Annotated in this window: 25 protein-coding genes and 2 pseudogenes; 17 read left to right on the top strand and 10 right to left on the bottom strand. The window is 60.8% G+C overall.

The features are described 5' to 3' along the window. Positions 1 to 9: 9 nt before the first annotated feature. The 3 genes from J5289_RS15990 to J5289_RS15980 are packed head-to-tail and all read right to left on the bottom strand — an operon-like array spanning position 10 to position 1437. Entirely contained in the window at positions 10 to 642 is a 633-nt protein-coding gene (locus tag J5289_RS15990; protein WP_209206472.1) for a DUF4865 family protein, read from the bottom strand. Beyond that, positions 639 to 1043, bottom strand: coding sequence for a cupin domain-containing protein (locus tag J5289_RS15985; protein ID WP_209184854.1), 405 nt, complete (start codon positions 1041 to 1043; stop codon positions 639 to 641). The genes J5289_RS15990 and J5289_RS15985 overlap by 4 nt, the downstream gene beginning before the upstream one ends. Positions 1044 to 1047: 4 nt before the next feature. Continuing rightward, positions 1048 to 1437 carry a tautomerase family protein gene (locus J5289_RS15980; protein ID WP_209184853.1) on the bottom strand — a complete coding sequence of 130 codons (390 nt, stop codon included), beginning with the start codon at positions 1435 to 1437 and terminating at the stop codon, positions 1048 to 1050. 108 nt (positions 1438 to 1545) lie between these two features. Between J5289_RS15980 and J5289_RS15975 the strand changes: the two genes are divergently transcribed. Further along, entirely contained in the window at positions 1546 to 2466 is a 921-nt protein-coding gene (locus J5289_RS15975; protein WP_209187564.1) for a LysR substrate-binding domain-containing protein, read from the top strand. On the opposite strand, the gene J5289_RS15970 is transcribed toward J5289_RS15975, so the two are convergent. From J5289_RS15970 to J5289_RS15945, 6 genes are all read right to left on the bottom strand, one after another. Next, positions 2432 to 3460 (bottom strand): alpha/beta fold hydrolase, encoded by a 1029-nt coding sequence (locus tag J5289_RS15970; RefSeq protein ID WP_209184851.1) that lies wholly within the window; start codon positions 3458 to 3460, stop codon positions 2432 to 2434. The two genes, J5289_RS15975 and J5289_RS15970, sit on opposite strands and share 35 nt — an antisense overlap. An 85-nt stretch (positions 3461 to 3545) precedes the next feature. Beyond that, entirely contained in the window at positions 3546 to 4160 is a 615-nt protein-coding gene (locus tag J5289_RS15965) for a hypothetical protein (RefSeq protein ID WP_209184850.1), read from the bottom strand. 123 nt (positions 4161 to 4283) lie between these two features. Then, a complete protein-coding gene (ykgO, locus tag J5289_RS15960; RefSeq protein WP_037069952.1) occupies positions 4284 to 4409 on the bottom strand; it encodes a type B 50S ribosomal protein L36 in 126 nt (41 codons plus the stop codon). Positions 4410 to 4579: 170 nt separating this feature from the next. Then, the gene (locus tag J5289_RS15955) at positions 4580 to 5635 is read right to left on the bottom strand and encodes a 5-(carboxyamino)imidazole ribonucleotide synthase (RefSeq protein ID WP_209206473.1); all 1056 of its coding nucleotides are present in this window, start codon (positions 5633 to 5635) and stop codon (positions 4580 to 4582) included. Next, complete coding sequence (purE, locus tag J5289_RS15950) at positions 5632 to 6126, bottom strand: 5-(carboxyamino)imidazole ribonucleotide mutase (protein ID WP_142830644.1); 495 nt, start codon at positions 6124 to 6126, stop codon at positions 5632 to 5634. Before purE ends, J5289_RS15955 begins: the two co-directional genes overlap by 4 nt. 14 nt (positions 6127 to 6140) lie before the next feature. After that, positions 6141 to 6344, bottom strand: a complete 204-nt coding sequence (locus J5289_RS15945; protein WP_111222365.1) for a YdcH family protein — start codon at positions 6342 to 6344, stop codon at positions 6141 to 6143. Between the two features lie 232 nt (positions 6345 to 6576). Here J5289_RS15945 and J5289_RS15940 point away from each other — a divergent pair, with 232 nt between their 5' ends. The 3 genes from J5289_RS15940 (at position 6577) to J5289_RS15930 (ending at position 8898) form a co-directional block, all read left to right on the top strand. Beyond that, a complete protein-coding gene (locus J5289_RS15940) occupies positions 6577 to 6750 on the top strand; it encodes a YdcH family protein (protein ID WP_142830648.1) in 174 nt (57 codons plus the stop codon). 339 nt (positions 6751 to 7089) lie between these two features. Continuing rightward, positions 7090 to 7743, top strand: a complete 654-nt coding sequence (locus J5289_RS15935) for a thiamine phosphate synthase (RefSeq protein WP_209184848.1) — start codon at positions 7090 to 7092, stop codon at positions 7741 to 7743. Positions 7744 to 7752: 9 nt separating this feature from the next. Further along, complete coding sequence (locus J5289_RS15930; RefSeq protein WP_247749174.1) at positions 7753 to 8898, top strand: SEL1-like repeat protein; 1146 nt, start codon at positions 7753 to 7755, stop codon at positions 8896 to 8898. A 75-nt stretch (positions 8899 to 8973) separates the two neighbouring features. Here J5289_RS15930 and J5289_RS15925 read toward each other — a convergent pair whose 3' ends face one another. Further along, a complete protein-coding gene (locus J5289_RS15925) occupies positions 8974 to 10716 on the bottom strand; it encodes a chemotaxis protein (protein WP_209184847.1) in 1743 nt (580 codons plus the stop codon). 351 nt (positions 10717 to 11067) lie between these two features. Between J5289_RS15925 and J5289_RS15920 the strand changes: the two genes are divergently transcribed. The 13 genes and pseudogenes from J5289_RS15920 to J5289_RS15865 all read left to right on the top strand — a co-directional run bounded on the left by J5289_RS15920 (position 11068) and on the right by J5289_RS15865 (position 24939). Beyond that, positions 11068 to 11397 carry a hypothetical protein gene (locus J5289_RS15920; RefSeq protein ID WP_247749173.1) on the top strand — a complete coding sequence of 110 codons (330 nt, stop codon included), beginning with the start codon at positions 11068 to 11070 and terminating at the stop codon, positions 11395 to 11397. Continuing rightward, positions 11394 to 11762, top strand: a complete 369-nt coding sequence (locus J5289_RS15915; protein ID WP_111222370.1) for a response regulator — start codon at positions 11394 to 11396, stop codon at positions 11760 to 11762. Before J5289_RS15920 ends, J5289_RS15915 begins: the two co-directional genes overlap by 4 nt. Beyond that, complete coding sequence (locus J5289_RS15910) at positions 11759 to 13777, top strand: chemotaxis protein CheA (RefSeq protein WP_209184845.1); 2019 nt, start codon at positions 11759 to 11761, stop codon at positions 13775 to 13777. Before J5289_RS15915 ends, J5289_RS15910 begins: the two co-directional genes overlap by 4 nt. After that, positions 13774 to 14271 (top strand): chemotaxis protein CheW, encoded by a 498-nt coding sequence (locus J5289_RS15905; protein ID WP_142830656.1) that lies wholly within the window; start codon positions 13774 to 13776, stop codon positions 14269 to 14271. Before J5289_RS15910 ends, J5289_RS15905 begins: the two co-directional genes overlap by 4 nt. A gap of 38 nt (positions 14272 to 14309) precedes the next feature. Beyond that, the gene (locus J5289_RS15900; RefSeq protein WP_209184844.1) at positions 14310 to 16004 is read left to right on the top strand and encodes a methyl-accepting chemotaxis protein; all 1695 of its coding nucleotides are present in this window, start codon (positions 14310 to 14312) and stop codon (positions 16002 to 16004) included. A gap of 126 nt (positions 16005 to 16130) precedes the next feature. Further along, positions 16131 to 16982, top strand: a pseudogene (locus tag J5289_RS29840) (MCP four helix bundle domain-containing protein); the annotation flags it as partial. 198 nt (positions 16983 to 17180) lie between these two features. Next, positions 17181 to 18215: pseudogene (locus J5289_RS29835) on the top strand (methyl-accepting chemotaxis protein); the annotation flags it as partial. A 207-nt stretch (positions 18216 to 18422) separates the two neighbouring features. Next, complete coding sequence (locus J5289_RS15890; protein WP_209184842.1) at positions 18423 to 20234, top strand: methyl-accepting chemotaxis protein; 1812 nt, start codon at positions 18423 to 18425, stop codon at positions 20232 to 20234. Between the two features lie 2 nt (positions 20235 to 20236). Beyond that, positions 20237 to 20725: a chemotaxis protein CheW gene (locus tag J5289_RS15885; protein WP_142830663.1), complete on the top strand. Its 489-nt coding sequence runs from the start codon at positions 20237 to 20239 to the stop codon at positions 20723 to 20725. Between the two features lie 11 nt (positions 20726 to 20736). Continuing rightward, entirely contained in the window at positions 20737 to 21591 is an 855-nt protein-coding gene (locus J5289_RS15880; RefSeq protein WP_209184841.1) for a protein-glutamate O-methyltransferase CheR, read from the top strand. Positions 21592 to 21606: 15 nt separating this feature from the next. Next, entirely contained in the window at positions 21607 to 22701 is a 1095-nt protein-coding gene (locus J5289_RS15875) for a chemotaxis response regulator protein-glutamate methylesterase (RefSeq protein WP_209184840.1), read from the top strand. Between the two features lie 261 nt (positions 22702 to 22962). After that, positions 22963 to 23763 carry an inositol monophosphatase family protein gene (locus J5289_RS15870; RefSeq protein WP_111222379.1) on the top strand — a complete coding sequence of 267 codons (801 nt, stop codon included), beginning with the start codon at positions 22963 to 22965 and terminating at the stop codon, positions 23761 to 23763. A gap of 135 nt (positions 23764 to 23898) precedes the next feature. Continuing rightward, positions 23899 to 24939: a MotA/TolQ/ExbB proton channel family protein gene (locus J5289_RS15865; RefSeq protein WP_209184839.1), complete on the top strand. Its 1041-nt coding sequence runs from the start codon at positions 23899 to 23901 to the stop codon at positions 24937 to 24939. Position 24940: the final 1 nt, after the last annotated feature.

Genomic DNA, 24940 nt, shown 5'->3' with positions numbered 1-24940 from the left:
AGGATCTCGTCAGCCCCGATGGAACAGGGACATTGTCCCGGTGACAGCATTTTGGTCGGCGTCGAGGGGGCAGGCGCGCTCGGGCAACGAGAGATGGCCGAGGCGATAGGCAAGAGTGTCGGTCGGCAACGGCGCCTGTGGCATCTCCCGCCAAAGCCGGAAGCGAAGGCGTTTCCAGCCATCGGGATCGAAGGCCGAAACCGAGGCGAGTGCTGCACCCGTTTCGATGTCGGCTAGCGCATCCGCGCTGCCTGCTGCACGCATCTTGCCGAGATCGGCATCCAGGCCGATGTCGGAAATCTCGCGGGTGGCGAAGCGGGCCTTTCGGACGTCTGCTGCAATCGCGGTTTTCCAAAGTATCCAGGTGTTCACCTGCGGCCGGCCAAACGCCGCGCTGACGCCCGCAAAGCCCGGGCCGCAGAGAAAATCGTTCAGTCCCTCGACACCGTTCCAGACATAGAGCGGCGCATAGAGATTGTCTCTTGACCCCGTGGTCGCGTCGCCCTTGCGGGCAGTGAGATAGGCCTTGAAGACGAGGTTCGGAAAGTTGTCCAGCAGGGGGCCTTTATCGCGAATTCTCCGGTCGACGATGTCCATGTCGTAGTCGGCGGGGAGCACGAAACTGTATTGCATGGCGATCACTGTCGGTCTCCTTCGGTAACGGGCTCGAACCAGGCGACGGCGCTGCCTTCGTGTGCGGCCTGGACGCTCAGATAAGCCAAACTCGTCGTCGCGCCGGATCCGTGCCAGTGGCGCTCGCCTGGCTCGAAACGGATGGAGTCTCCGGCATGCAGTTCCTCGACCGGTCCGCCGTCACACTGGACCAAGGCGATGCCGGAGAGCACGTAGAGGATCTGGCCGTGCGGATGGCTGTGCCAGTGGGTCAGCGTTCCAGGCTTGAGCATGGCGATCATGGCGCCGAGCCCATTCTCAGACGCCGGGATGAGCGTCTCCAGCAAAAATGGCTGGCTGGATATCCCCTCGGGTGCCTGCTGCCGAGCCTCGCCGGCTCTATGGACGCGGTCCAATTTGTTTTGGGGCATGACGTTATGCCGCCTCTATCATCTGGGCGCGGCCGTTGCCGAACGACCAGTCCTCGCGCCCGGTGGTGGTGATGACGATCATCACGTCCGCCGCACGGATACCCATTGTATCGCCGAGCAGTTCCGTTACTCGGCGATAGAATGCCTGCTTAACCTCGGCGGTCCGGGGCTTGCCGATGGTGACGTCGAAAAACAGGTAGTCGTCCGAGCGCGGTCCGGCGAGGTAGTCGCGGTCGAAGACCAGTTCGCCGGGCGAGCACTGGTGGATGACATGAAACCGGTCGGCGGAAGGGACATCGAAAGTCTCGACCATTGCGCGGTGAAACGTGTCGGACAGCATCGCGAGATATTCTGGCGATTTGCCGCGCATCAGGGAAATTCGGGTAATTGGCATGAGGGTTCTCTCGGCTGAAACAAGTTGACGCAACTTCTATTGCACCCTTTATCCGTCCGGATAATCAGATATATATAGATTTATGATCCCGATAAACTGGACAATGATGTGAGCAAGCCTATCTTCGATCTCGATATTCTAAGAAGCTTCGTCGCGGGCATCGAGCTCGGTACCTTTGCGAAGGCGGCGGAGCGCGTCGGGCGCTCAACATCAGCCGTCAGTGCGCAGATCAAGAAGCTCGAGGAGCAGGCGGGGAGGCCGATCTTTCGCAAGGCCGGCCGTGGGCTGGCGCTGACCGAAGCCGGCGAAACGCTGCTCGGCTATGCGCACCGGCTGCTCGACCTCAACGATGAAGCGGTTACGGCGGTGCAGGGGATGGAACTCGAAGGCTGGGTCCGGCTCGGCCTGCAGGAGGATTTTGGCGAGGCGCTGCTTCCCGAAGTTCTCGGTCGCTTTGCCCGCGCTCATCCGAAAGTGCGCATCGAGGCTCGGGTGGTACGCAACGTCGAGCTGATGGAGCGGGTCCGGTCCGGCCGGCTCGATCTGGCACTGGCGTGGAGCAATGGCGAGCGGACCGCGCATTGCGAGCTTGTCGGCGAGGTGCCGATGTGCTGGGTGGGGCCGATGGACGGCCGGATCGACTGGATGGCCGATAGCGGCGAACCGATGCCGCTCGCCACGCTCGATGCGCCTTGCCTGCTCAGGACCGCCGCGACAAAGGCGATGGATAGTGTTGGCCTCGGCTGGCGGGTCGCTTTCGTCAGCCCCAGTCTCGGCGGCCTGTGGGCAGCGACAGCGGCCGGTCTCGGGATAACGGTGCGCACGCCGCTCGGTTTGCCCGGCATGCTGCGGCCGCTGTTTGACGGAGAGCTTGGGCTGCCGTCGTTGCCGAAGCTAGACCTCGTGCTGCACCGTGCTTCGGCGGAGCAAAGTCCCGCCACCCAGCGCCTCGCTGCCATTATTCTGGAAGCGTTGCGTCCGTCACTTGCAGCATTCAGGCACGGGTCGCTGGAGACGGGTCCGAACTGATCTCGGCGGCAATTCGTATTTCCGCGAGGCGGGCCACCTGCTGCAGGTCACGTGGCGCACCGGCGAGATATTCGATGGCGGCAATGGCGACGTCGTTGGCGATGTAATCGGGCTTGTGGCCGAGGTTGCGGATGGTGATCAGTTCGGAGCCGACGATGTCGCGCTCGAGGCCGATGGAATGGAGTTCGGCCAGCACCACGTCGTCCGAATCGCCGGTGATGATGACGGTGGGCGCCTTGATCTCCCGGTATCTCTGCGATTCGCGCGTCACATAGCCAAGCAGGTTGACGACGTCCCGGGCGTTGTTGCGGAAGACATCTGGCCGCAAGACCAGAGCTGGCGCCGTCTTTTCGATATAGTCGTGCGGCCGCGGGTTGGGGCTGAAGACGCCGATGGTGCCCTGGTCGAGCTTGCGGAGGCCGGCGGGAATGACCAGCGTGTGCGCGAAGATCCAGCCGAGGACGGGCGCAGACGCCAGCCGGTAGTACCAGTCGACACCGCCGGGCCAGGGATGGGTGGCCGGTGCCAGAAACAGCAGGCCAGCGGTCATTTGGGGATGGCGAACCGCAAAGGCTGCGGCAATTGCGCCGCCGAAGGAGTGGCCTACTATTATGGCGGGGCCGATTTGCAGTTTATCCATCAACTTTGCGATGGCATCGGCCTGTCCGGACGGAAAGGCATTGTCTGGCCCGCCGCGTTCGGAATAGCCGTGGCCCGGGCGGTCAACGAAGAGCATTTCGGCGCGGCCTTCGAGAGGGCTGGCGAAGGCCTGCATCTGGTCGCGCAGATTGCCGCTGGCGCCATGAATGAAGACGAGAGGCGGCAGGTCCGCGCCGTCAGGGCGCTTCAGGTGGAGAGCATTGATACTGTAGCCGCCGATGTCGATGAGGTTGCTGATGTTCGGATTGGCCTCGGTGATGGCCCGGCTCTTGAAGGTGGTGTAGGCAAACGCCGCTGCGAGCAGCAGGGCAACCAGAACCAGAAAACTCAGCATCGACAGGCAACTCGCAAAAATGCCCGGAACGCGGTCGCCGAGCCTCGTGATTCTATACGGTCGAGCGCGGCATCCGGTTGCACAGTCAGGTACGGCTGCCCGCAAGTTTTTCGCTGAGTTGGTCGGCCTGTTGCTGGGCCGCGCGGTTTGCGGGATAGATAGCAAGGAACCGCTGCCAGATTTCCAGCGTCTGCTGGTCCTTGCCATTTTCGGTGAGAATCGCTGCCATGCCGGCGAGCGCGCCGAAATGGCGTGGCTCCAGCCGCAGGACCTGTTCGATATCAGCCATGGATTTGTTGTAGTCGCCAAGCGCGTAGTTCAGCGTCGCGCGCTGGTTCCAGCCTTCGACATAGCGTGGCTTCAGGGCGATGACCTGATCGAGAAAATCGAAAGCGGCGGCGTTGCGCTTTTCGGCAATGGCCTTGGCCGCCCACTGCATCAGCAAATCGACGGTGGCACTGCCGGATTGCAACCATTCCACTTTGATCTGGTTGGCAATGCCTGCGGCCTGATCCGGATCGTGCTGGCGTCTAAGTGCCGTGAAGAGATCGTCGAGGCGCTGTTTCGGAGAGACGCTCTCGGTTTGCTGCTCTACGATCCGCGCGTCATCGGCGACTGCCATCTGCGGGGCAGAAGCAGCAAGCAAGACCGGCAGCAGCAGGGTGGGGAGCAACAGGGCACGAACAAACATGGCGGGCATGTTAGCCCGCCACCGCAGAAGATCAAAACAAATTCGATTGAACGTCATGCCGTCAGAAACCTGGTCGTCGATGTGCCCGCACACGCGGCGCGGGACGACCGACAACCAAACGGCATCCGCAAATCAGCCCTGACGAGCCTTGAAGCGCGGGTTCAGCTTGTTGATGATGTAAACGCGGCCCTTGCGACGAACGAGGCGGTTGTCGCGGTGACGAGCCTTGAGCGACTTGAGCGAATTCTTGATCTTCATTTTTTCGATCCGCGAGGTTTTAGGGGGAATGTCACATTCGCCCGTATCTTTAAACAATCAAAAGCGCGCTCTTGGCGCGCTCTTTTAGGGTGGGGAGCAGATACCGTGTCGCTTTCGCCCTGTCAACCGACTATCCGGGCTTTTTCCCGATGCTGCAGGTCATGCACAGACTAAAGAAGTGTCGTGACATGCCCCATCTTGCGGCCGGGCCGGGCTTCGGTCTTGCCGTAGAGATGCACGAGCGTGTTGTCGCGCGCCAGCCAGTCCGGAACAGCGAGGATGTCGTCGCCGATCAGGTTCTGCATGACGCAATCGGCGTGGCGGACCGGATTGCCGAGCGGCAGGCCGGCAACAGCGCGGATGTGCTGCTCGAACTGCGAGACGACACAGGCAGCTTCCGTCCAGTGACCGGAATTGTGCACGCGTGGCGCCATTTCATTGGCAATCAATTGCCCATCGGCCAACACGAAGAACTCGATGCCGATGACGCCGACGTAATCGAGCGCCGTGAGAATCGTTTTGGCAGCAGCAGCGGCGGTCGACGCGGTTTCCGGCGAGAGCCGGGCTGGCAGCGTCGAGGTGTGCAGAATGCCGTCGCGGTGAGCATTTTCGGCCGGATCGTAGCTTTCGATCGTGCCTTCCGGGTTGCGGGCCGCGATCACGGAGATCTCTCGCTCGAACGCTACGAAGCTTTCGAGAATCAGGGGGACGTTTCCGAGCGCGGCATAGCCGCCTTCCGGACTGTCATTGAGCGAGCGATAGACACGCTGCCCCTTGCCGTCGTAGCCGAGCCGGCGCGTCTTCAGCACGCCCTGTCCGCCGAAATCGGCAAGTGCCGCCTCGAGGTCGGCCTGGCTGTCGACGGCATGGAAGCGCGCTGTGGCGACGCCGCACCCGTTGAGGAACTGCTTTTCCGTCAGGCGGTCCTGCGCCATGGCCAGTGCCTTCGGCGGCGGATAGACGGGCACGCTCAGGGATAGAGATTGTGCGGCAAAGACGGGCACGTTTTCAAATTCGTAGGTCACGACATCCGATGCTGCTGCAAGTTCCGCCAGCGCTGCGGGATCGTCATAGGCGGCGACGATCTGGCGGCTGGCGACCTGGGCTGCCGGACAATCGGCCTGCGGCTCGAGGATGATGGTGCGGAAGTTCAGTCGGGCTGCGGCCATGGCGAGCATGCGGCCAAGCTGGCCGCCGCCGATGATGCCGATCGTCTGTGTCGTCATAGGTCATCCATCGGGTATTCAGCGACTGCAGCACTCTGGGCCGCCCGCCATGCATCCAGCCGGTCGGCGATATCCTCGTCATTGAGCGCCAGCACGGCGGCGGCGAGCAGAGCTGCATTTATGGCGCCGGCCCGGCCGATGGCAAGCGTGCCGACTGGAATGCCGGCCGGCATCTGGACGATGGAGAGAAGGCTGTCCTGGCCTGACATGGCTTTCGACTGGACTGGCACGCCGAACACCGGCAGCGATGTCATCGATGCAGCCATGCCGGGGAGGTGGGCTGCGCCGCCGGCGCCGGCGATGATAATCTTGAAGCCTTCGTCGCGCGCGCCCTTTGCAAAGCGTACCAGCCGATCGGGCGTGCGGTGTGCCGAGATAATGCGGGCGTCATATGTGATATCAAGGGCTTCCAAGGTATCGGCCGCATTCTTCATGGTTTCCCAGTCGGACTGACTGCCCATGATAATGGCGACAGGCGGTCTTTCGGTCATGGCGACGCGTCCCCTCAAGCGGTAATGTCCGGAATGATCTGGTCTTCGAGCTTGGTCAGCTTGTCCTTGATGACCAGCTTCTTCTTTTTCATGCGCTGAACACGGAGTTGATCGCAGCCGGTTTCGATCATCGCATTGATAGCGACGTCGAAATCCTCATGTTCCTGGCGCAGGCGCGCCATGATGAGTCTCACGTCGGCTTGATCCTGATCGGGCATGGTGTTCGTCCCCAGTCGTCGTCACGCGGAACCCTTTGGATCCAGCGGTTTAATTTCGCAAGCTCCTATCACCAAATAACGGTAACGGGAAGTTATCCGTGATCATGAATTTGCCCTGTTCAAGTCACTTTTTGGCCTTCGACATTGAAGAATTAGTATGTCACACTATTGTCGTTAAAGCCTAGAACTCCAGCGATGGATGGCTGGGGAAGGCAAGCAGAAGGAAGGTCAAATGACAGTTCAGGCTCATCTTGAATCGCTCCAGAAAAAGCATGTCGCCCTCGAAGAGAAATTGCACTCCGCGATGACCTCCCCCTCAGTGGATGACCGTGAAATCGCGGACATCAAGCGAATGAAGCTGAAAATCAAGGACCAGATCCAGCGTATTGCCACATCGGTACACTGATGCCGTAGCCGCGTTGCGGCCGGATCGGGCAGTCTGCTCCGTCGCGTCTGAAATGCGGACTTTGCACTGAATTGACGAAATTTTGCGCCAACTTCCTTTAACGCAGGGGTTGGCGCAACTGTTTGTGTGAGGTAGCTGAAAGCTTCCGTGCCTTGCGGCCAGCGGTACGGACAGAGCGGCGGGCACGGCGCTTATTGCAGCTCCGCTCGCGTTCCCGGGCAATAGGGGCCTTGCGGTTTTCCGCGACGCTCCCCTTGTCAGCAGGTCCCAACGGATTTACTCACAGACCGGAATGCCGGACTTCGTGTTCCGGCCGGATGCGCCGAATAGGAAGCCTGCATGATCTTGCCCCCAAGCCGCTGCCGTCTGGTTCTCATCGTGCCCGAGATGACCGACATCGCAGAACAGCATGCACTCGTGGCAAAGGCGCTGGAGGGCGGCGACGTCGCCTCTGTCATCATTCCGCAATACGGGCTTAACGAATTCGATTTCCAGAAATCGGCGGAAAAGCTGGTTCCGATCGTTCAGGCCGCCGGTGCCGCAGCCCTCATTGCCGGCGACAGCCGCGTCGCGGCGCGCGCCAAGGCGGATGGGCTGCATATCGCTGCCGATATTGCCGAGTTCACCGAGGCGATGGAAAAGCAGACGGCAAGCTTCATGGTCGGCGGCGGAACGGCCAAGGATCGGCATACCGCGCTGGAAATCGGTGAACTGAGGCCGGACTATATCTTCTTCGGCAAGTTCGACGGCGACTTCAAGCCCGAGGCACATCCGAAAAACGTCGATCTCGGCGAATGGTGGGCATCGATGATCGAGATCCCCTGCATCGTCATGGGCGGCACCGACCCGAACTCCGCGCTCGATGTGGCGCTCGCCGGCGTGGAGTTCGTGGCGTTGAGATCCGCTGTGTTTGCCGATGCAGCACAGGCATCGTCTGTTGTTTCTGCCGTGAATGCCTTGCTGGACGAAAAAGCGCCACGGTTTGAAGATTGATAGCAGTTCATGTCGATCTCGCACCGCTATCATCCGCCCTTGCTGTTTCTGGCGCTCCTCACCGGGTTTGCTGTTCTTCCCCCTATGGCAAGAGCGCAGTCTGCTGCGGACGGGGTCTCGAATTCCCCTAATGTCGGGGCTTTTCCGACCGAGCACATTTTACCCTCGAACGAGCCGAAGCCACAGCCTTTCAAGAAAGGCGGCGAGGCAGCACCTGTGCCTGCCGATCCCAAGGCAACCAAGCCTTCGGGTGGCATCGGCGTCCTCGATCGCATGGGCGTAGGCCTGCCGGCGCTTCCGCCGGAAAAGCCTTATACGGGCGTGGTCGACGAGGCCTATGGTGCCTTTCAGCGTGGCTACTATCTCACGGCATTCCAGAAAGCCCTGCCGCGCGCCCAACTCGGCGATCCGGCGGCACAGACGCTGATCGCCGAATTGCTGTCGCAGGGACTGGGCGTCCGGCGCGACAGCAAGAACGCCGCCTTCTGGTATGGCAAGGCAGCGGAAGGCGGAAATCCTACGGCGATGTTCAAATTTGCCCTGGCGCAGATGGAAGGCCGCGATGTCCCGCGTGACCGCAAGTCGGCCGATCAGTGGATGAAAAAAGCAGCCGATGCCGGCGAGCCGACGGCGCAGTTTAACTGGGCACAGAGTCTGACTGCCGACAACGCTGGTATCAAGGGCCTCGAGCTGGCATTGCCCTATTACGAAAAGTCTGCCGCCCAGGGCATCGCGGATGCACAATACGCCGTTTCGCAACTCTATATGTCGCTTGAAAGCGTACCGCCGGAGAAGAAGGCACAGGCGCGCATGTGGCTGGCGCGGGCGGCGAATGCCGGCTTCGACACGGCGCAGCTGGACATGGGGGTCTGGCTGATCAACGGCGTCGGTGGCAAGACCGAGCTCGAAGAAGGTTTCAAGTGGATGAAGGTCGCGGCCTATCGCGGCAACGTGGTGGCGCAGAACAAGCTGGCTCACCTCTATATCAACGGGCTCGGAACGCCCCAGGATGCGGTCGAGGCTGCCAAATGGTACGTCATTTCGCGCCGCGCCGGACTGAAGGATCCCGAACTCGAGGATTTCTATCTCGGGATCGAGGACGACCAGCAGAAGGCCGCGATCAACGCGGCCAACAAATTCCGCAGCGCGCGCTGAGTTCGCCCAAAGCGTTCACACTGGGTGAGACGCGCGTTCGATACCCCACGTCGTCATTTTATAGCCGGCCTTGCCCTAGAAAAGCGCGTCTTCGAACAGGTCCTCGTCGTTCGTGGCGGACGCTGTTTCAACGACATGCAGGATGGCGCCGCTCTGGGCCGGGACGATGTCGTGGTGGACATTGCGTTCCTGCGCCATGGTGTAGACCTTCAGGATCCGGGCTGCGACCGGCCCCAGGCTGTCGGCAAGGTCGCTGACGTCGGGCTGCTGCGGGCCTGCCAGATCGCTCAGTGTATCGGCGCAGGTGGCGAGGATCTCTCCGAGGTCGTTCTGGAAGTCGAGCTTGCTGAGCGACAGGCTGATCTTGGTAGCGACTTCGCGCCCGTGCTCGGACAGGATAGCCAGTTCCTTCTCCATGACGTCGGCGCCGGCGCGGATATTGCCGACAGCGCCGCCAAGCCGTTCGTCGAGGCGGCGGGCGTTGGCCTCATGGGTCGAGGCGACGCCATTGCCGGCAGTCTCCAGATCGCAAAGGCCTGTCACGAGGGAGTCTGCTGAATCGTCGAGCTTGGCTGCGAAGATGCGCAGTTCGGCGGTGATGACGTTGATCGAACGGCCTTCTTCGCCCATGCGGCTGCAGCGCAGGTTGGTATTCAGCGCCATATAGTGGATGTCGGTCTTGACCGCGCGGATGTTGGCGATGCTTTTCAAAAGGTTGGATGTGGTGTCGAGGGTGGACTGGCTGATCCGGTTTGTCTGCGTGCGCGCCGTTTCCACCTGCTTGACGATGCCAAGGGCGGTGGAGACGCTGTCTTCCAGCGTGCGCATGAAATTGCCGCCGGTTTCCTCGCCGCTGCCCTTCATGTCATCGCGCAGTTTCAGGATTTCCTGGGTATCGTGGCTGAAGCTGGTGATCGTCTGGACGACATTGCGGGATTCTCGCTGGAAGTCTTCGACCATGTCGCGCATTTGCGCCGCCGTCAGGTGGTGAATGAGGTTTTCGAGGCGGTAGCGTGCATCGTTGTCGAGTGCGCGGCCTTCCTCGGTTTCAAGGAATTCCTCGAGAAAGGTGAAGGCGCTCTGTACGTGTTCGATACGCTGGCGGGTGATGTCGCCGATCTGTAGCGCAGACAGGGTGGAGGCGACCTTGCCCTGGACCCCGCGGGCGATAGCGCCGACCTGGCCGGCAATCGCTGCAAGATCCTTGCGGTGGCTGGCGATGGTTTTTACGTCCTTCTCAAGAGCATCGACGACTTTCGGAATGGTGTGGCCATAGTCCTTGGTCGTTGTTGCCCCAACATTCATCGCAACCTTGAGGTCTCGCTCCAGCGTGGTCAGCTGGTCGGCGAAACTGTTGACCTCGTTGGTGCCGGACTGGATCCGCTCGAGTATCTCCTGCGCGAAGCCGCCGAATTCGGCAATGCCGGCGCCGGTAATCTTCACGGTAATCGCAAAAGTGCGCAGGTAGCGCATGGTTTCCTGCATATCCATGACATGGGTGCTCAGCACGGCGCCGGCCGCTGACAGGACCGCAAAATTCTCCTGGCGCCTGGCTTCGAGGTCGGGCAGGTCGACCAGCGTCGTCACGGTCTGCAGCAGATCCGCCGCCGTGTCGCTCGTGCCATCGCTGTCCAGTGATTTCGTCAGACGATCGAGGGATGCAAGCAGCTCGTTGATGACCTCCATCACCGAAACCAGCACTGCGCCGCCGTCCAGGAAGCGCTTCTCGACCTGATTGCGGGCCGACTCCAATGTGTCGCGGACGTCGGCGACCGGCATCTGTAAAGGGCGATGCGCCAGAGCTGTTCCACTTGTCATTGTTCTTCCTTTACTTGAATCTCGTCTTCTGTGGCTCAATACTAGACTCAAGGATGGAAAGTTCCGGTAAATTGCGGTGACTCGCAGACGTTGTATCGGCATCGATCTCGAAGCATCGTTAACAATCACTCATCAGTTATACTAAGCTTTATTGCAATATCCCATAAGTAACGGAAATTGTTCAATTTTACTGAAATGCTTAAACTAAATCCCAATTTATTTCAGGTAATAAATCGCACCATGGGGACTCGCTGTAATTGTGCTTCGGTGCAACCCGGGTTTACTGCCTGTTAAGGCTGTCATGAGATTCCTCTATCAGAGGTTATGCATCTGTCCACTCAGGAGGCAATTTTGACAGCGGATCGTAAGTATAAGGACGTTGTGCAGCTTCCGAATTCTTTGGTTATAAAGAATATCGCGGAAGTGCATGGAATTATTCATATGCGCCTGACGGAAAGTCCGGAAATTACGCTTGAGATCCCTGGGGATGCCGAGGCTGATCTTAGCTTTGTCCAACTGGTTGAATCCGCCCGCATGGATGCCCGCGCCGCTGGCAAGACGATGCGGCTGGCGGCTCCTGCGACAGGGTCGGTGCTGAAGGTATTGAAGCGCGGTGGTTTCACCGACGCCCAGTCGGCGGAAGACGCGCAATTCTGGTTACATCAAGAGGTACGAGTATGACTGCGAACATTTTAACGGTCGACGATTCCGCCAGCATTCGAATGACGACAAAGATCTCCCTTTCCAATGCCGGCTATACCGTGACCGAGGCGGTGGATGGTTCGGACGGACTGGCCAAGGCCAAGGGCGGCGCATTCGATCTCATCATTACCGATCTCAACATGCCTGTCATGGACGGCCTGACGATGATCGAGGAGTTGCGCAAGCTGCCCGAGCACATGGGCGTGCCGATCATCTTCCTGACGACGGAATCGGATGCCGACCTGAAGGCCCGCGCCAAGGCTGCCGGTGCCACCGGCTGGCTGACGAAGCCTTTCGATCCTGAAAACCTGATCAAGATAACCCGTAAGGTACTCGGCCGATGAACACGCTCGATCCGGTTGCCGTCTTCCGCATTGAAGCTGCCGAGGTTTTCGAACAGATCGAAAGCGGCCTCCTCGACCTTACCCACAGGCTCGACGACAAGGCGCAGATCGACGCGGTGTTCCGCGGACTGCATACGCTGAAGGGCTCCGGGTCGATGTTCGGCTTCGACGCGCTGGCCGCGTTTACCCATCATTGCGAAACCGCCTTCGACCGTGTCCGCAAGGGCGAAGTGCCGGCAACTGCCGAACTGGTTGCCGCCGTGCTGGCGGCGCAGGATCACATGCGGGCCCTGGTCGAGACGCCGAACGGCGATCACCAGGCCGCCGGCGATCGCCTGCTGGAACTGCTGCGCGCTGCCGTCGATGGCAAATCCGCAGAGCCGGTCGCGGCTGCTGCAAAGGAACCATTGAACCGTTGGCGAATCCGCTTCAGCCTGCCGCACAATGCGATGATCAACGGCACCAACCCGCTCGGTCTGCTCGATGAATTGCGCGATCTCGGCGAATGCCGGATCGTTGCCGATACCGCCGGAATTCCGCCGCTCGACGTGCTGGTGCCGACGGAACTGCACCTCTCCTGGGAGGTGCTTCTGACCTCCGACCAGCCGCGCTCCGCCATCGACGACGTGTTCATTTTCGTCATGGACGACATGCAGCTCGAGGTCGAGACGCTGAGCGAGACGCCAGCGCCGGCCCCGGCTCCGGTCGTCGCGGTTGTCGAACAGCCTGCCGTGGTGGTGTCGTTGCCTGTCGCTACACCAGCACCGGCCGCTGCCGAGCTCGTTCCCGCCAAGCCTGAGACGCTATCGCCGGCTCCGACCGATGCCCGGCAGGCCAAGGCATCCGAAAGTGTGCGCGTTCCGGCCGAACGGCTCGACGAGCTGATGGATCGGGTCGGCGAACTCGTCATCGCCCAGTCACGCCTGCGCCAACTGGCCAATTCCAGTTCCGATCTCGCACTGCGCTCCGTATCGGAAGAAATCGAACGGTTGTCCGGCGAGTTGCGCGACACGATGATGGTACTGCGCATGGTGCCGGTCGCAACGTTGTTCAGCCGCTTCCGCCGCCTGACGCATGATCTCGCCCGCGAGACCGGCAAGGTCATCGAGCTGATCACGGAAGGCGAAACCACGGAAGTCGACAAGACGGTCATCGAACGCCTCGCCGATCCGCTGGTGCATCTGGTGCGCAATTCGATCGACCACGGCCTCGAGCCGCCGGCCGAGCGCCTGTCCGCCGGCAAATCCGAGGGCGGCACAGTCACGCTGTCGGCGCGGCAATCGGGTGGCGAGGTTATCATCTCGATCAAGGATGACGGCCGTGGCATCAATCGCCAGCGAGTCCGTGCCAAGGCTGAAAGCTCGGGGCTTATCCAGCCGGGCCAGGTGCTGTCCGACAGCGACCTGCTGCAGCTTATTTTCGCGCCGGGATTTTCCACTGCGGCGCAGATCACCAATCTTTCCGGCCGTGGCGTCGGGATGGATGTAGTCAAGAAGACAGTCGAGGCATTGCGCGGCGCCATCGACGTTACCAGCCATGACGGGCAGGGCTCGGAAGTGTCCTTGCGCATCCCGCTGACGCTGGCGATCATCGACGGCCTGCTCGTGCGGGTCGGCACCGGTCGCTATGTCATTCCGCTTTCGGCGGTCGAGGAATGCCTCGAACTGTCGCTGGAGGAGGATCTGCGCTCGCGCGGTCGCAGCTTCATCTCGCTGCGAGACAGCCTCGTGCCTTTCCTCAGGTTGCGCGAGCTGTTCCGCACCGGCACCAAGCCGGATGTGCATCAGAAGGTGGTGGTCATCTCGACCGGCACGGAACGGGTTGGTCTCGTCGTCGACCAGATCATCGGCGACCACCAGACGGTCATCAAGTCGATGTCCAAGCTGCATCAGGATGTCTCGACATTCTCCGGTGCCACCATTCTCGGCGACGGCAATGTCGCGCTTATTCTCGACGTCGTCCACCTGGTCGCCGCCGGTCAGCAACAGGAGGCGCAGTTGCGTGCAGCAGGATGAACCAGTCCCTTCAGAACGATAATCACTGGAACGACACTGACGAACTCGAGGTGCTGACGTTTGATCTGAACGGCGAGACATTTGCGCTCGAGGCGGCAATGGTTCAGGAAATCCTCGATCTCTTGCCGGAAACTGCGGTGCCGGGAAGCCAGCCTTTCGTTGCCAGCGTCATCAACTTTCGCGGCAAAGTCATTCCGCTCGCCGATCTGCGCCTTGCCTTCGGCATGGAAGCGGCAGCAGCGACCATCGACAGCCGCATCGTCGTCATCTCCCTGACGATCCAGGACGAACCGACACTGGTCGGTTTGCGAACGGACAAGGTGAATGAAGTCACCACGCTGGCGAAAGCCTCCAGCGAAGCGCCTCCGAGCGTCGGCATGCGCTGGCGGCCGGACTACATCAGCTGCCTCGTCAAGCGAGGCGGCGAATTCATCATCCTTCCAAACCTGCAGGCCATTTTCGCGACGCGACGGGATCACGCGCTGGCTGCCTGACCAAGGCAGCCATGAGACGAAATATAGGGGACAATATTATGCGATTCACGATCAAGGCCAAACTGGTGGGGGCCTTCGCCTTTATCATACTCATGCTGATCGGCACCTCCGGTTACGCCATCATGAGCCTAAGCAATTTCAACGACACCATCAGCGACGTCCTCGAGGGACCGGCCGCACGGCTTGAGCTGACACAGCAGATCAATATCGATCAGCTGCAGATCATCCGTCAGCAGAAGAACCTGCTGGCAGCGCGTACAGCAGAAGACAGCAAGGCGGCGATTGCTGCCGGTGATGTAGCCCGCAAGGCCCTGACAGACGATTTTGCGTCGCTCAACAAGATCCTGTCGCCGGATAGCCGCGCAGCGTGGGGCGAAACCGAGAAGATGGCGCAAATGTTCGTCCGCGCCGACGACCAGATCCGCGACCTGCTGAATGCCGGCGACAAGGAAGGCGCCTATGCCGTTTCTGTCGGCGAAGCTCGCAAGACCGCCAACTCCATCGGAGCCAGCCTCAACGACAAGCTCGAGGACGAAAAGGTCAAGATGAAGTTTGCGGACGACGATGCGGACGTTCAGTATGCCCATATCCGTATGATGATGCTGGCAGTCGCCGGCGCGGCGCTGCTGATTGCTGCCATCACCGCCTACTGGATCGCCAGCACGATCGGCAAGGGTCTTGCCCGTGCCAACGCCGTGGTCCGCGATGTTGCAGAAGGCGACCTCACAAAGACCGCTGAAATCACCAACCGCGACGAAATCGGCGAGATGCTCGGAAACGTCAACGTCATGATCGAACGCCTGCGCGGCGTGGTCGGCGATGCGCTGTCCGCTTCCGACAACGTCTCGTCCGGTAGCCAGGAACTCTCGGCCAGCTCCGAGCAGGTATCGCAGGGTGCCACCGAACAGGCTGCCTCCGCCGAAGAGGCTTCGGCTTCGATGGAAGAAATGGCTTCCAATATCAAGCAGAACGCCGACAACGCCGCCCAGACGGAAAAGATCGCCCGTCAGTCGGCCAAGGATGCGGAAGCCTCTGGCGAAGCCGTTACCCGCGCCGTCAGCGCCATGCGGACTATTGCCGAGAAGATTGGCATCGTCCAGGAAATCGCCCGCCAGACCGACCTTCTGGCTCTGAATGCAGCCGTCGAAGCGGCCCGTGCCGGTGAACATGGCAAGGGCTTTGCAGTCGTCGCCTCGGAAGTCCGCAAGCTTGCCGAACGCAGCCAGTCGGCTGCCGCTGAAATCGGCGCGATGTCGAGCGATACCGTCAAGGCAGCGGCCGAAGCCGGTGAAATGCTCGGTCGCCTGGTGCCGGATATCCGCAAGACTGCCGAGCTGGTCTCGGAAATCAGCGCGGCCTGCCGCGAGCAGGATATCGGCGCTTCGCAGATCAACGAAGCGATCCAGCAGCTCGACAAGGTGACCCAGCAGAATGCCGGCGCCTCGGAACAGATGTCTGCGACGTCAGAAGAACTTGCGGCCCAGGCCGAAGAGCTGCAGGCATCCATCGCCTTCTTCAAGGTCGACAGCATCGCTCACAAGCCTGCCGCCAAGAAGATCGCCGTACGGGCGTTCGCCAAGGCGCCAATGGCTGCAGCAAATGCCCGCCGGCCTGCTGTCGCCAACAAGCCGAACAGCGTTGCCGCCCAGCAGGCCCGTGCCAAGGGTTTCGCACTCGACCTGTCGATGGGCGGACCGGATGCACACGACGACGATTTTCGCGAAAGCGCTTGATCGGACCGAATGTTACCGGCGGCCACTAAGGCCGCCGGCGCACTGACCCAACGTATTTATGCGCTCGTTTTTATTCAGGAAATTACCTTGTCCTGAAATGTCTTAGCCAACGGATGTGGCCGTTGGATGCGCGAAGGGCCGAGAGCCGTTCGACGCGAGAGTAGATGTCAAGCTCTTACCTCCGATCTAAAATTGGCGATCCTGAGTGGCTTTTGGTCACAGGACTTGTCCCGATCAATGCCACCCGCTTGGAGTCTCCTCATGCGTTTCACGATCAAGTTAAAGCTGAGCCTCGTATTCGGTTTCATCGTCCTGCTCACCTGCGCGATGGCCGGCCTATCGATTTACAATCTGTCTTCGCTCAACGGCGATATCTCCGAAATGGTGGCCGGCCCCGTCGTCAACCTGCGGGAATCGGGTGAACTCTCGGATGCGGTCATGCGTTCTATCCGGTCGGAAAAAGATGCCATCATCAACACAGATCCGACGAAGATTGGCGGCTACATCGACGAAATCGCGCAGCAACGCGATCAGATCAAGTCGCTGGTGCAACGTCTTTCCGCCTCGCCGGATCCGGATATCCGCAACGGCATGACCCAGTTCACCGATCTTTATGGCAAATGGGTGCAGTTGCAGGATCGTGTCACCGGGCTTGCCAAGCAGAATACTACGGAATCCAACAGCCAGGCCGGGTCCATCTCCATGGGCGAGGGCCAGCAGATCACGGTGCAGCTTCTGCAGGTGCTGGCGAAGCTCAGCGACACGGTCACGGGCAACGTGACTGAAACAGATACAGCGACGAACGAACAGTATGCCAGCTCGCGCAATCTGCTCGTGGCGATGACCGCCGGATTGATCGTCATCGCGTTGGCTTCGGCGCTCTGGATACTGCTCAACATCTCCCGTGGCCTGAAGCGCGCGGTGAACCTTGCCGATGCCGTCAGCCTTGGCGATCTCAACCAGGAGATCCAGCACAAGAGCAATGACGAAATCCGCGATCTCGTCGATTCGATGAGCCGGATGGCTGTCAACCTGCGCGGCACGGCGGCTATGGCCAGCAAGATCGCCGAGGGTGACCTGTCGGTCATGGCGCAGCCGTTGTCCGACAAGGACGTGCTGGGCTTTGCCATGCAGAGCATGATCACCAACCTGCGGACGACGTCTGATGTCGCCGGCCAGATTGCGGAAGGCGACCTGACTGTTTCGCCAAAGCCGCTGTCGGAGAGAGATACGCTCGGTATCGCGCTGCAGCAGATGGTGGAACGCCTGCGCGGCGTCGTTGCCGACGCGATCTCTGCAGCAGACAACGTGTCTGCCGGTAGCCAGGAACTGTCCGCCAGCTCCGAGCAGGTCTCCCAGGGCGCAACCGAACAGGCAGCCTCTGCCGAGGAAGCCTCGGCTGCAATGGAAGAGATGGCCTCCAACATCAAGCAGAACGCCGACAACGCCGCCCAAACGGAAAAGATCGCCCGCCAGTCGGCCAAGGATGCGGAAGCCTCCGGCGAAGCGGTAACACGCGCTGTCAGCGCCATGCGGACCATTGCCGAGAAGATCGGCATCGTCCAGGAAATCGCCCGCCAGACCGATTTGCTGGCCCTGAATGCAGCCGTCGAAGCCGCCCGTGCCGGCGAACATGGCAAGGGCTTTGCAGTCGTTGCCTCCGAAGTCCGCAAGCTTGCCGAACGCAGCCAGTCGGCTGCCGCCGAAATCGGCTCGATGTCGAGCGATACGGTGAAGGCAGCTGCCGAAGCCGGTGAGATGCTCGGTCGCCTGGTGCCGGATATCCGCAAGACCGCCGAGCTGATCTCGGAAATCAGTGCCGCCTGCCGCGAGCAGGATATCGGTGCCTCGCAGATCAACGAAGCGATCCAGCAGCTCGACAAGGTGACCCAGCAGAACGCCGGTGCCTCGGAGCAGATGTCGGCAACGTCGGAAGAACTGGCTGCCCAGGCCGAAGAGCTGCAGACGTCGATCGCCTTCTTCAAGGTCGAGACGTCTAACTCGAGGGCTTCGGCCTCGAAGAAGACACCGGTGAGGGCTTCGACGAAGGTCGTCTCCGCCCCCACCCAGGCACGAAAGTCCATCGCACCGTCCTACGGCAAGTCCTCGCAGAGCATTGCCGCGCAGCAGGCTCGTGCCAAGGGTTTTGCACTGGATATGTCCATGGGCGGACCTGACGCAGAAGACGACGACTTCCGCGAAAGCGCCTGAGCCGAGAGGCTAACCCGATACGGGGTCCACGCGGCCCCGAAAGTGCCTGAGCCAACGGATGTGGCCGTTGGATGCGTGAAAGGCTTCGAGCCGTTCGACGCGGGAGTAGATGTCAAGCTCTTCAGTTAATCAACAACTTCCGGCGTGCCTTGGTGGCCGCCGGTCATAGGCTTGTCCCGAACAACACCACCCGCTTGGAGCCTTCTCATGCGTTTCACGATCAAATTAAAGCTGAGCCTAGTGTTCGGTTTCATCGTCCTCCTCACCTGCGCCATGGCCGGGTTGTCGATCTACAACCTGTCCTCGCTCAACAACGACATTTCTGAAATGGTTGCAGGCCCCGTTGCCAACCTGCGCGATTCCGGAGAGCTTTCGGATGCCGTCCTGCGCTCTATCCGCTCGGAAAAGGACGCCATCATCAACACCGATCCATCCAAGATCAATGGTTATGTCGACGAGGTCACGCAGCAGCGCGAACTGGTCAAAACTCTGGTGCAACGTCTTTCCACATCGCCTGACCCTGATGTCCGCAACGGCATAACCCAGTTTGCTGATCTCTATGGCAAATGGCTACCGTTGCAGGATCGCGTCATCGTCCTCGCAAAGGAAAATACCACCGAATCCAACAGCCAGGCTGGCACCATCTCGATGGGCGAAGGCCAGCAGATCACCGTCCAGCTTCTGCAGGTCCTGTCGAAGCTGAGCAGCACCGTCACCGGCAACGTCGCCGAAACGGATTCGGCCACCAACGACCAGTATGCCACCTCGCGCAATCTTCTGGTCTCGATGACCATTGGACTGATCATCGTGGCGTCCATTTCCGCGCTCTGGATATTGCTCAATATCTCGCGCGGCCTGAAGCGCGCGGTAAGCCTTGCCGATGCAGTCAGCATTGGCGATCTCGATCAGGAGATCGAACACAAAAGCAACGACGAAATCCGCGATCTGGTGACCTCTATGAGCCGGATGACGGCGAACCTTCGCAACACAGCGACGATCGCATCGCAGATCTCGGACGGCGACCTTACGGTTGCGCCGAAGCCGCTGTCGGACAAGGATACGCTCGGCATGGCACTGGAGCAGATGGTCGACCGCCTTCGTGGGGTCGTTGCCGATGCCCTGTCCGCTTCCGATAACGTTTCCTCCGGTAGCCAGGAACTCTCGGCCAGCTCCGAGCAGGTTTCCCAGGGCGCAACCGAACAGGCAGCCTCTGCCGAAGAAGCCTCGGCTGCGATGGAAGAGATGGCCTCGAACATCAAGCAGAACGCCGACAATGCCGCGCAGACGGAAAAGATCGCCCGCCAGTCGGCCAAGGATGCGGAAGCGTCCGGCGAAGCCGTCACCCGCGCCGTCAGCGCCATGCGGACCATCGCCGAGAAGATCGGCATCGTCCAGGAAATCGCTCGCCAGACCGATTTGCTGGCCCTGAACGCAGCCGTCGAAGCGGCCCGTGCCGGCGAACATGGCAAGGGCTTTGCAGTCGTCGCCTCGGAAGTCCGCAAGCTTGCCGAACGCAGCCAGTCGGCTGCCGCCGAAATCGGCTCGATGTCCAGCGATACGGTGAAGGCAGCCGCTGAAGCCGGCGACATGCTGAGCCGCCTGGTTCCGGATATCCGCAAGACCGCCGAGCTGATCTCGGAAATCAGTGCCGCCTGCCGCGAGCAGGATATCGGTGCCTCGCAGATCAACGAAGCGATCCAGCAGCTCGACAAGGTGACCCAGCAGAATGCCGGTGCCTCCGAGCAGATGTCGGCAACGTCGGAAGAACTCGCGGCCCAGGCCGAAGAACTGCAGACGTCGATCGCCTTCTTCAAGGTCGACCAGGGTTCGAAGAAAACTACCCGTGCCCCTGCCGTGCGGACCACCGCCCGGACACCGGTCACTTCCGCCCGCAAGTCTCCGGGCTCGAAGGCAAGCAATACGGTCGCAGGCCAGCAGGCACGGCTGAAGGGCTACGCACTCGATCTCTCCATGGGCGGCCCGGACGATGGCGACATGGACTTCAAGGAAAGCGCATAATCATGGCCACAGCACCTCTCGAATCGCAATTCGTCACCTTCAGCCTCGGCGAGGAAGTCTTCGCCGTGCCGGTCGAAGTGGTTCGCGAAATTCTCGATTATGCCGAGGCTTTCAAGATCCCCAACGGTCCGGATTACCTTCTCGGCCTGCGCGATGTGCGCGGGCAGGGGGTACCCACCATCGATCTCAGGCTGAAGCTCGGTCTGTCGAAGACCATCCCGACACCGCATACCCGCGTGCTGGTTCTCGACATTCCAATCGGTCCGAAAACCCTGACGCTTGGCCTCGTTGCAGACAGGGTTTTCGAGGTAACGCCGTTCTTGCGTGACCAGATCGAAGCGGCTCCGGATATCGGCATTCGCTGGCGTTCCGACTACATCGCCGGCGTCGTCCGCCGCGAGAACGGTTTCGTCGTCATCGTCGACCTGGCGCAATTGCTGTCGCGCGAGGACACCGCGATGCTTTCCCCGCGCACCGGCCAAGCAGCGTGAGCGGGCAGCGGATGAGAGTGGCCCAACAGGAAAGCCAGGCTTTCGGCGATCATATCAGCAAGCGTAATTTCGAAAAGCTTGCCCAGTTCATCTACGAGTATAGCGGCATCAAGATGCCGACAACGAAACTGACGATGCTCGAGGGCCGCCTGCGCCGGCGCCTTCGGGCAACGGGGATCACTTCCTTCGACGACTATTGCGATTTCCTGTTCAACGGCGAGGGGCTGGAAACCGAGACGGTGCACCTGATCGATGCCGTCACCACCAACAAGACCGACTTCTTTCGCGAGCCGAAGCACTTCGAATACATGGAAGCCGTGGCCTTGCCCGATCTCGTCAAACGCGGGGAACGGCGGCTGCGGGCGTGGAGTTCTGCCTGCTCGACAGGCGCCGAGCCATACACGATGGCGATGGTGCTGTCAGAGTTTGCCGAACGCGTCCCCGGGGTCGACTATTCGGTGCTTGCGACAGATTTGAGCACCGACGTGCTGGAGGCGGCCCGTATCGGGATTTACGCCGACAGCCTCGTCGAGCCGGTGCCGGCCGATCTTCGCCGGAAATATGTGATGAGCTCGAAGCAGCAGCAACGGCGGGAGGTGCGCATCGCGCCGCGTTTGCGGTCGCATGTCGGTTTTGGCCGGATGAACCTGATGGACAAGTCCTACGGTGTCGGTGGTCCCATGCACATTATCTTCTGCCGCAACGTTCTCATCTATTTCGACAAACCCACCCAGGCAGATGTCATCGGCCGCCTCTGCGACTGCCTGCTTCCGGGCGGCTATCTGTTTATCGGCCACTCGGAATCGCTTGCCGGCATCGACCTGCCCTTGAAGCAGGTGTCAAACACGGTCTTTCAGCGCCTCTAAATGCATGGAAAAGGTATGCCAAAGAAAATTCGAGTTCTGATTATCGATGACTCCGCCAGTGTCCGGCAGACCTTGACCGCGATCCTGTCCGACGATCCTGAAATCGAAGTCATGGGAGTGGCTGCCGACCCGTTTGCGGCGGCACGCAAGATCCAGGAGGAAATCCCGGATGTCATCACCCTCGATGTCGAGATGCCGCGGATGGACGGCATTACCTTTTTGCGCAAGCTGATGCTGCAGCGGCCGATCCCGGTCGTCATGTGCTCGTCGCTGACGGAGGCGGGCTCGGAGACCTTGCTGCAGGCGCTTGAAGCGGGCGCCGTCGATATCATCCTCAAGCCCCGGATCGGCGCTGCAGACTATCTGGCCGACGAAGCGATGCGGATCCGCGAGGTCGTCAAGGCCGCGTCGCATGCTCGAATTCCGGGCAGCAAGCGGGCGGCCGAGGGAATTGCTGCACGGGCTGGCGCTCCCGCAGCAAAGCTGACGGCCGACGTCATGCTGCCACCGCCAACCGGCAGGGCGATGGCAAAGACCACGGAAATGGTGGTTTGCGTTGGAGCTTCGACGGGCGGGACGGAGGCGCTGCGTGCGCTGCTCGAGGCACTGCCTGCGAACGCGCCGGGCATGGTCATCGTCCAGCACATGCCGGAGAAATTCACTGCAGCCTTCGCAAAGCGGCTGAATGGCCTCTGCGAGGTCGAGGTCAAGGAAGCTGTCGACGGCGATCCTGTCCTGCGGGGCCACGTGCTGATTGCGCCCGGCGACCGGCACATGCTTCTGGAACGCCATGGTGCCCGATACTCGGTGTCTGTAAAGCCGGGGCCGCTTGTCTCCCGCCACCGGCCTTCGGTCGACGTGCTGTTTCGGTCGGCCGCACGGGCTGCCGGCTCGAATGCCATGGGGATCATCATGACCGGCATGGGCGACGACGGTGCGCGCGGCATGCTTGAGATGAAGCAGGCCGGCGCCTATACGGTTGCCCAGGACGAGGCGAGTTGCGTGGTTTTCGGCATGCCGAAGGAAGCCATCGCCCATGGTGGCGTTGACCGTATCCTGCCGCTTGACCAGCTGGCCCGCGAAATCCTGATTGCGCAGCAGAAGTTCTAGGGGCAGAGACCGTGGTTGGCGCCTCGCGCTGCTTCCCGCGTCGGCGACATCCGCATTTGGCAATCGCCTCTAGCGGCGGGATCCGGGCTCGTTAAATTAACGATCCTTGAGCGGCGCAACGCAGCTATGCGGCTGTGCCCTTGAAATGCGCACGATTTTGTGGTCTTGAGGCCGCCAATCTTTATCGCGCCGCCGATCCCGCTCCGCCGGGACCCTGATCCGGGTCCGGATGGCGTCTTTCGTGTTTCAAGGAATTGCCATATGGCTCGCTCTGCTCTTCTCAATGTCATGGTCCAGGCCGCCCTCAAGGCTGGCAAGTCCCTGAGCCGCGATTTCGGCGAGGTGCAGAACCTGCAGGTCTCTGTCAAGGGCCCCGGCGATTTCGTCTCGCAGGCGGATTTCAAGGCTGAAAAAATCATCCGCGAAGAGCTGATGAAGGCGCGGCCTACCTACGGCTTCCTCGGTGAGGAAAGCCAGGAAATCATCGGCACCGACGGTGCCCATCGCTGGATCGTCGATCCGCTCGATGGCACGACGAACTTCCTGCACGGCATTCCGCTGTTTGCGGTTTCGATCGGCCTGGAACGCAACGGCGAGATCGTCGCCGGCGTCATCTTCAATCCGGCGACGGATGAACTCTACACCTCCGAGCGTGGCGGCGGTGCCTTCCTCAACGATCGTCGCCTGCGTGTTGCCGGCCGCCGTGTGCTGTCGGATTGCGTCATCACCTGCGGCGTACCGCATCTGGGTCGCGGCAGTCACGGCAAGTTCCTCGTCGAGTTGCGCCATGTCATGGGTGAAGTCTCCGGTGTTCGCCGTCTGGGCTCTGCGGCGCTCGATCTGGCCTATGTGGCAGCCGGTCGCTTCGACGGCATGTGGGAAACCGGGCTGAACGCCTGGGATATCGCTGCCGGCGTGCTCCTGATCCGCGAAGCCGGCGGCTTCCTTTCCGATTTCGACGGCGGCACCGAGATGCTTGCCAAAGGCTCGATCATCTGCGGCAACGAGTACATCCAGAAGGCGCTGTCGGAAGTCGTCAAACGGCCGATCCCGACCCGTTAAGCCAAGAAAACACGCAGCTTAGGACGGTCGGATAGCCTACCGCAACGCACATGTTTTGTGGGGCGATACTCTTCAATTCGGCGCAATGATGCTCTAGTCTTCGCAGGCGGAAAATCTGCGGTGGCTGAGGTATTCATGAAAAATGTGAAATTATCGGATCTTGGGTCGACTGACGATCCGATGCAGAGCCGCGCGTACAGGCTATCGAGCCCGATGGCCTTCTTCTGGACGATGATCCTTTTTCTCATCATCGTCGGCTTCATTGCCGCCATCCTGTTCCGCCAGGGGCAGGAAGCCTTCATGCACAATCCGGGCCTGAACGGCCTGATCCTCGGCGTTCTCGTCGTCGGCATCATCCTTGTTTTCAACCATGTGCTTTCCCTCAGACCGGAAGTCCGCTGGTTCAATTCGTTCCGCGTCGTCGGCGATGCCGACAAGGTCGACCTCAACCCGAAACTGCTGGCACCGATGCGGGCGCTTCTCGGCAGCCGCAAGTCGATGTCGCTTTCGACTGCAACGTTGCGCTCCATCCTCGATTCGATTGCCTCGCGGCTCGATGAATCCCGGGATATTTCGCGCTATCTGATCGGCCTGCTGGTGTTCCTCGGCCTTCTCGGTACCTTCTGGGGCCTGATCGGCACAATCGGATCGATCAATAAGGTCATCCAGTCGCTCGATGTGGCCGAGGGTGGCGACATCCTGGGCACGCTGAAGGAAAGTCTCGCCGCGCCGCTGGTCGGCATGGGTACGGCGTTTTCGTCTTCGCTGCTCGGTCTTTCCGGGTCGCTGATCCTCGGTTTCCTCGACCTGCAGGCCGGGCGGGCGCAGAGCCGTTTCTACACGGAACTGGAAAACTGGCTGTCATCGGTCACCGATGTAGGTTCCGACATGTCGTCCGTGACCGACGCTACCAATGGAGCCTCTGCGGATGATGTCCGCGCCTTGTCTGAACAGATGCGCCAGATCGCTGAAGAAGGCGGCAGCGGCCAGCGATCGGTCGCGGCCATGGCTAACCTTGCCGATGGCATCCAGGGATTGGTCAAGAACATGCGCAACGAGCAGCAGATGCTGCGGGACTGGATCGAAGCGCAGCAGGAAGAGGCGAAGTCGATGCGCCGGACGCTGGACCGGCTGTCGGATCGTATCGGTAGCATTGAGAAGACCGGGAGCAAGTAGC

It is taken from the genome of Rhizobium sp. B230/85 (assembly GCF_019355735.1).
Taxonomy (GTDB): Bacteria; Pseudomonadota; Alphaproteobacteria; order Rhizobiales; family Rhizobiaceae; genus Rhizobium; species Rhizobium rhododendri.
This window is presented reverse-complemented; position numbering and strand designations above follow the sequence as displayed.

What these genes read in the sequence shown, in the direction of transcription:
- J5289_RS15915 (WP_111222370.1), top strand. Translation starts at nt 11,394, where the DNA reads ATGACTGCGAACATTTTAACGGTCGACGATTCCGCCAGCATTCGAATG.
- J5289_RS15980 (WP_209184853.1), bottom strand. Translation starts at nt 1,437, where the DNA reads ATGCCAATTACCCGAATTTCCCTGATGCGCGGCAAATCGCCAGAATAT.
- J5289_RS15985 (WP_209184854.1), bottom strand. Translation starts at nt 1,043, where the DNA reads ATGCCCCAAAACAAATTGGACCGCGTCCATAGAGCCGGCGAGGCTCGG.
- J5289_RS15925 (WP_209184847.1), bottom strand. Translation starts at nt 10,716, where the DNA reads ATGACAAGTGGAACAGCTCTGGCGCATCGCCCTTTACAGATGCCGGTC.
- J5289_RS15865 (WP_209184839.1), top strand. Translation starts at nt 23,899, where the DNA reads ATGAAAAATGTGAAATTATCGGATCTTGGGTCGACTGACGATCCGATG.
- J5289_RS15930 (WP_247749174.1), top strand. Translation starts at nt 7,753, where the DNA reads ATGTCGATCTCGCACCGCTATCATCCGCCCTTGCTGTTTCTGGCGCTC.
- J5289_RS15940 (WP_142830648.1), top strand. Translation starts at nt 6,577, where the DNA reads ATGACAGTTCAGGCTCATCTTGAATCGCTCCAGAAAAAGCATGTCGCC.
- J5289_RS15945 (WP_111222365.1), bottom strand. Translation starts at nt 6,344, where the DNA reads ATGCCCGATCAGGATCAAGCCGACGTGAGACTCATCATGGCGCGCCTG.
- J5289_RS15880 (WP_209184841.1), top strand. Translation starts at nt 20,737, where the DNA reads ATGAGAGTGGCCCAACAGGAAAGCCAGGCTTTCGGCGATCATATCAGC.
- J5289_RS15955 (WP_209206473.1), bottom strand. Translation starts at nt 5,635, where the DNA reads ATGACGACACAGACGATCGGCATCATCGGCGGCGGCCAGCTTGGCCGC.
- J5289_RS15890 (WP_209184842.1), top strand. Translation starts at nt 18,423, where the DNA reads ATGCGTTTCACGATCAAATTAAAGCTGAGCCTAGTGTTCGGTTTCATC.
- J5289_RS15965 (WP_209184850.1), bottom strand. Translation starts at nt 4,160, where the DNA reads ATGCCCGCCATGTTTGTTCGTGCCCTGTTGCTCCCCACCCTGCTGCTG.
- J5289_RS15870 (WP_111222379.1), top strand. Translation starts at nt 22,963, where the DNA reads ATGGCTCGCTCTGCTCTTCTCAATGTCATGGTCCAGGCCGCCCTCAAG.
- J5289_RS15970 (WP_209184851.1), bottom strand. Translation starts at nt 3,460, where the DNA reads ATGCTGAGTTTTCTGGTTCTGGTTGCCCTGCTGCTCGCAGCGGCGTTT.
- J5289_RS15935 (WP_209184848.1), top strand. Translation starts at nt 7,090, where the DNA reads ATGATCTTGCCCCCAAGCCGCTGCCGTCTGGTTCTCATCGTGCCCGAG.
- J5289_RS15900 (WP_209184844.1), top strand. Translation starts at nt 14,310, where the DNA reads ATGCGATTCACGATCAAGGCCAAACTGGTGGGGGCCTTCGCCTTTATC.
- J5289_RS15875 (WP_209184840.1), top strand. Translation starts at nt 21,607, where the DNA reads ATGCCAAAGAAAATTCGAGTTCTGATTATCGATGACTCCGCCAGTGTC.
- J5289_RS15910 (WP_209184845.1), top strand. Translation starts at nt 11,759, where the DNA reads ATGAACACGCTCGATCCGGTTGCCGTCTTCCGCATTGAAGCTGCCGAG.
- J5289_RS15905 (WP_142830656.1), top strand. Translation starts at nt 13,774, where the DNA reads ATGAACCAGTCCCTTCAGAACGATAATCACTGGAACGACACTGACGAA.
- purE (WP_142830644.1), bottom strand. Translation starts at nt 6,126, where the DNA reads ATGACCGAAAGACCGCCTGTCGCCATTATCATGGGCAGTCAGTCCGAC.
- J5289_RS15885 (WP_142830663.1), top strand. Translation starts at nt 20,237, where the DNA reads ATGGCCACAGCACCTCTCGAATCGCAATTCGTCACCTTCAGCCTCGGC.
- ykgO (WP_037069952.1), bottom strand. Translation starts at nt 4,409, where the DNA reads ATGAAGATCAAGAATTCGCTCAAGTCGCTCAAGGCTCGTCACCGCGAC.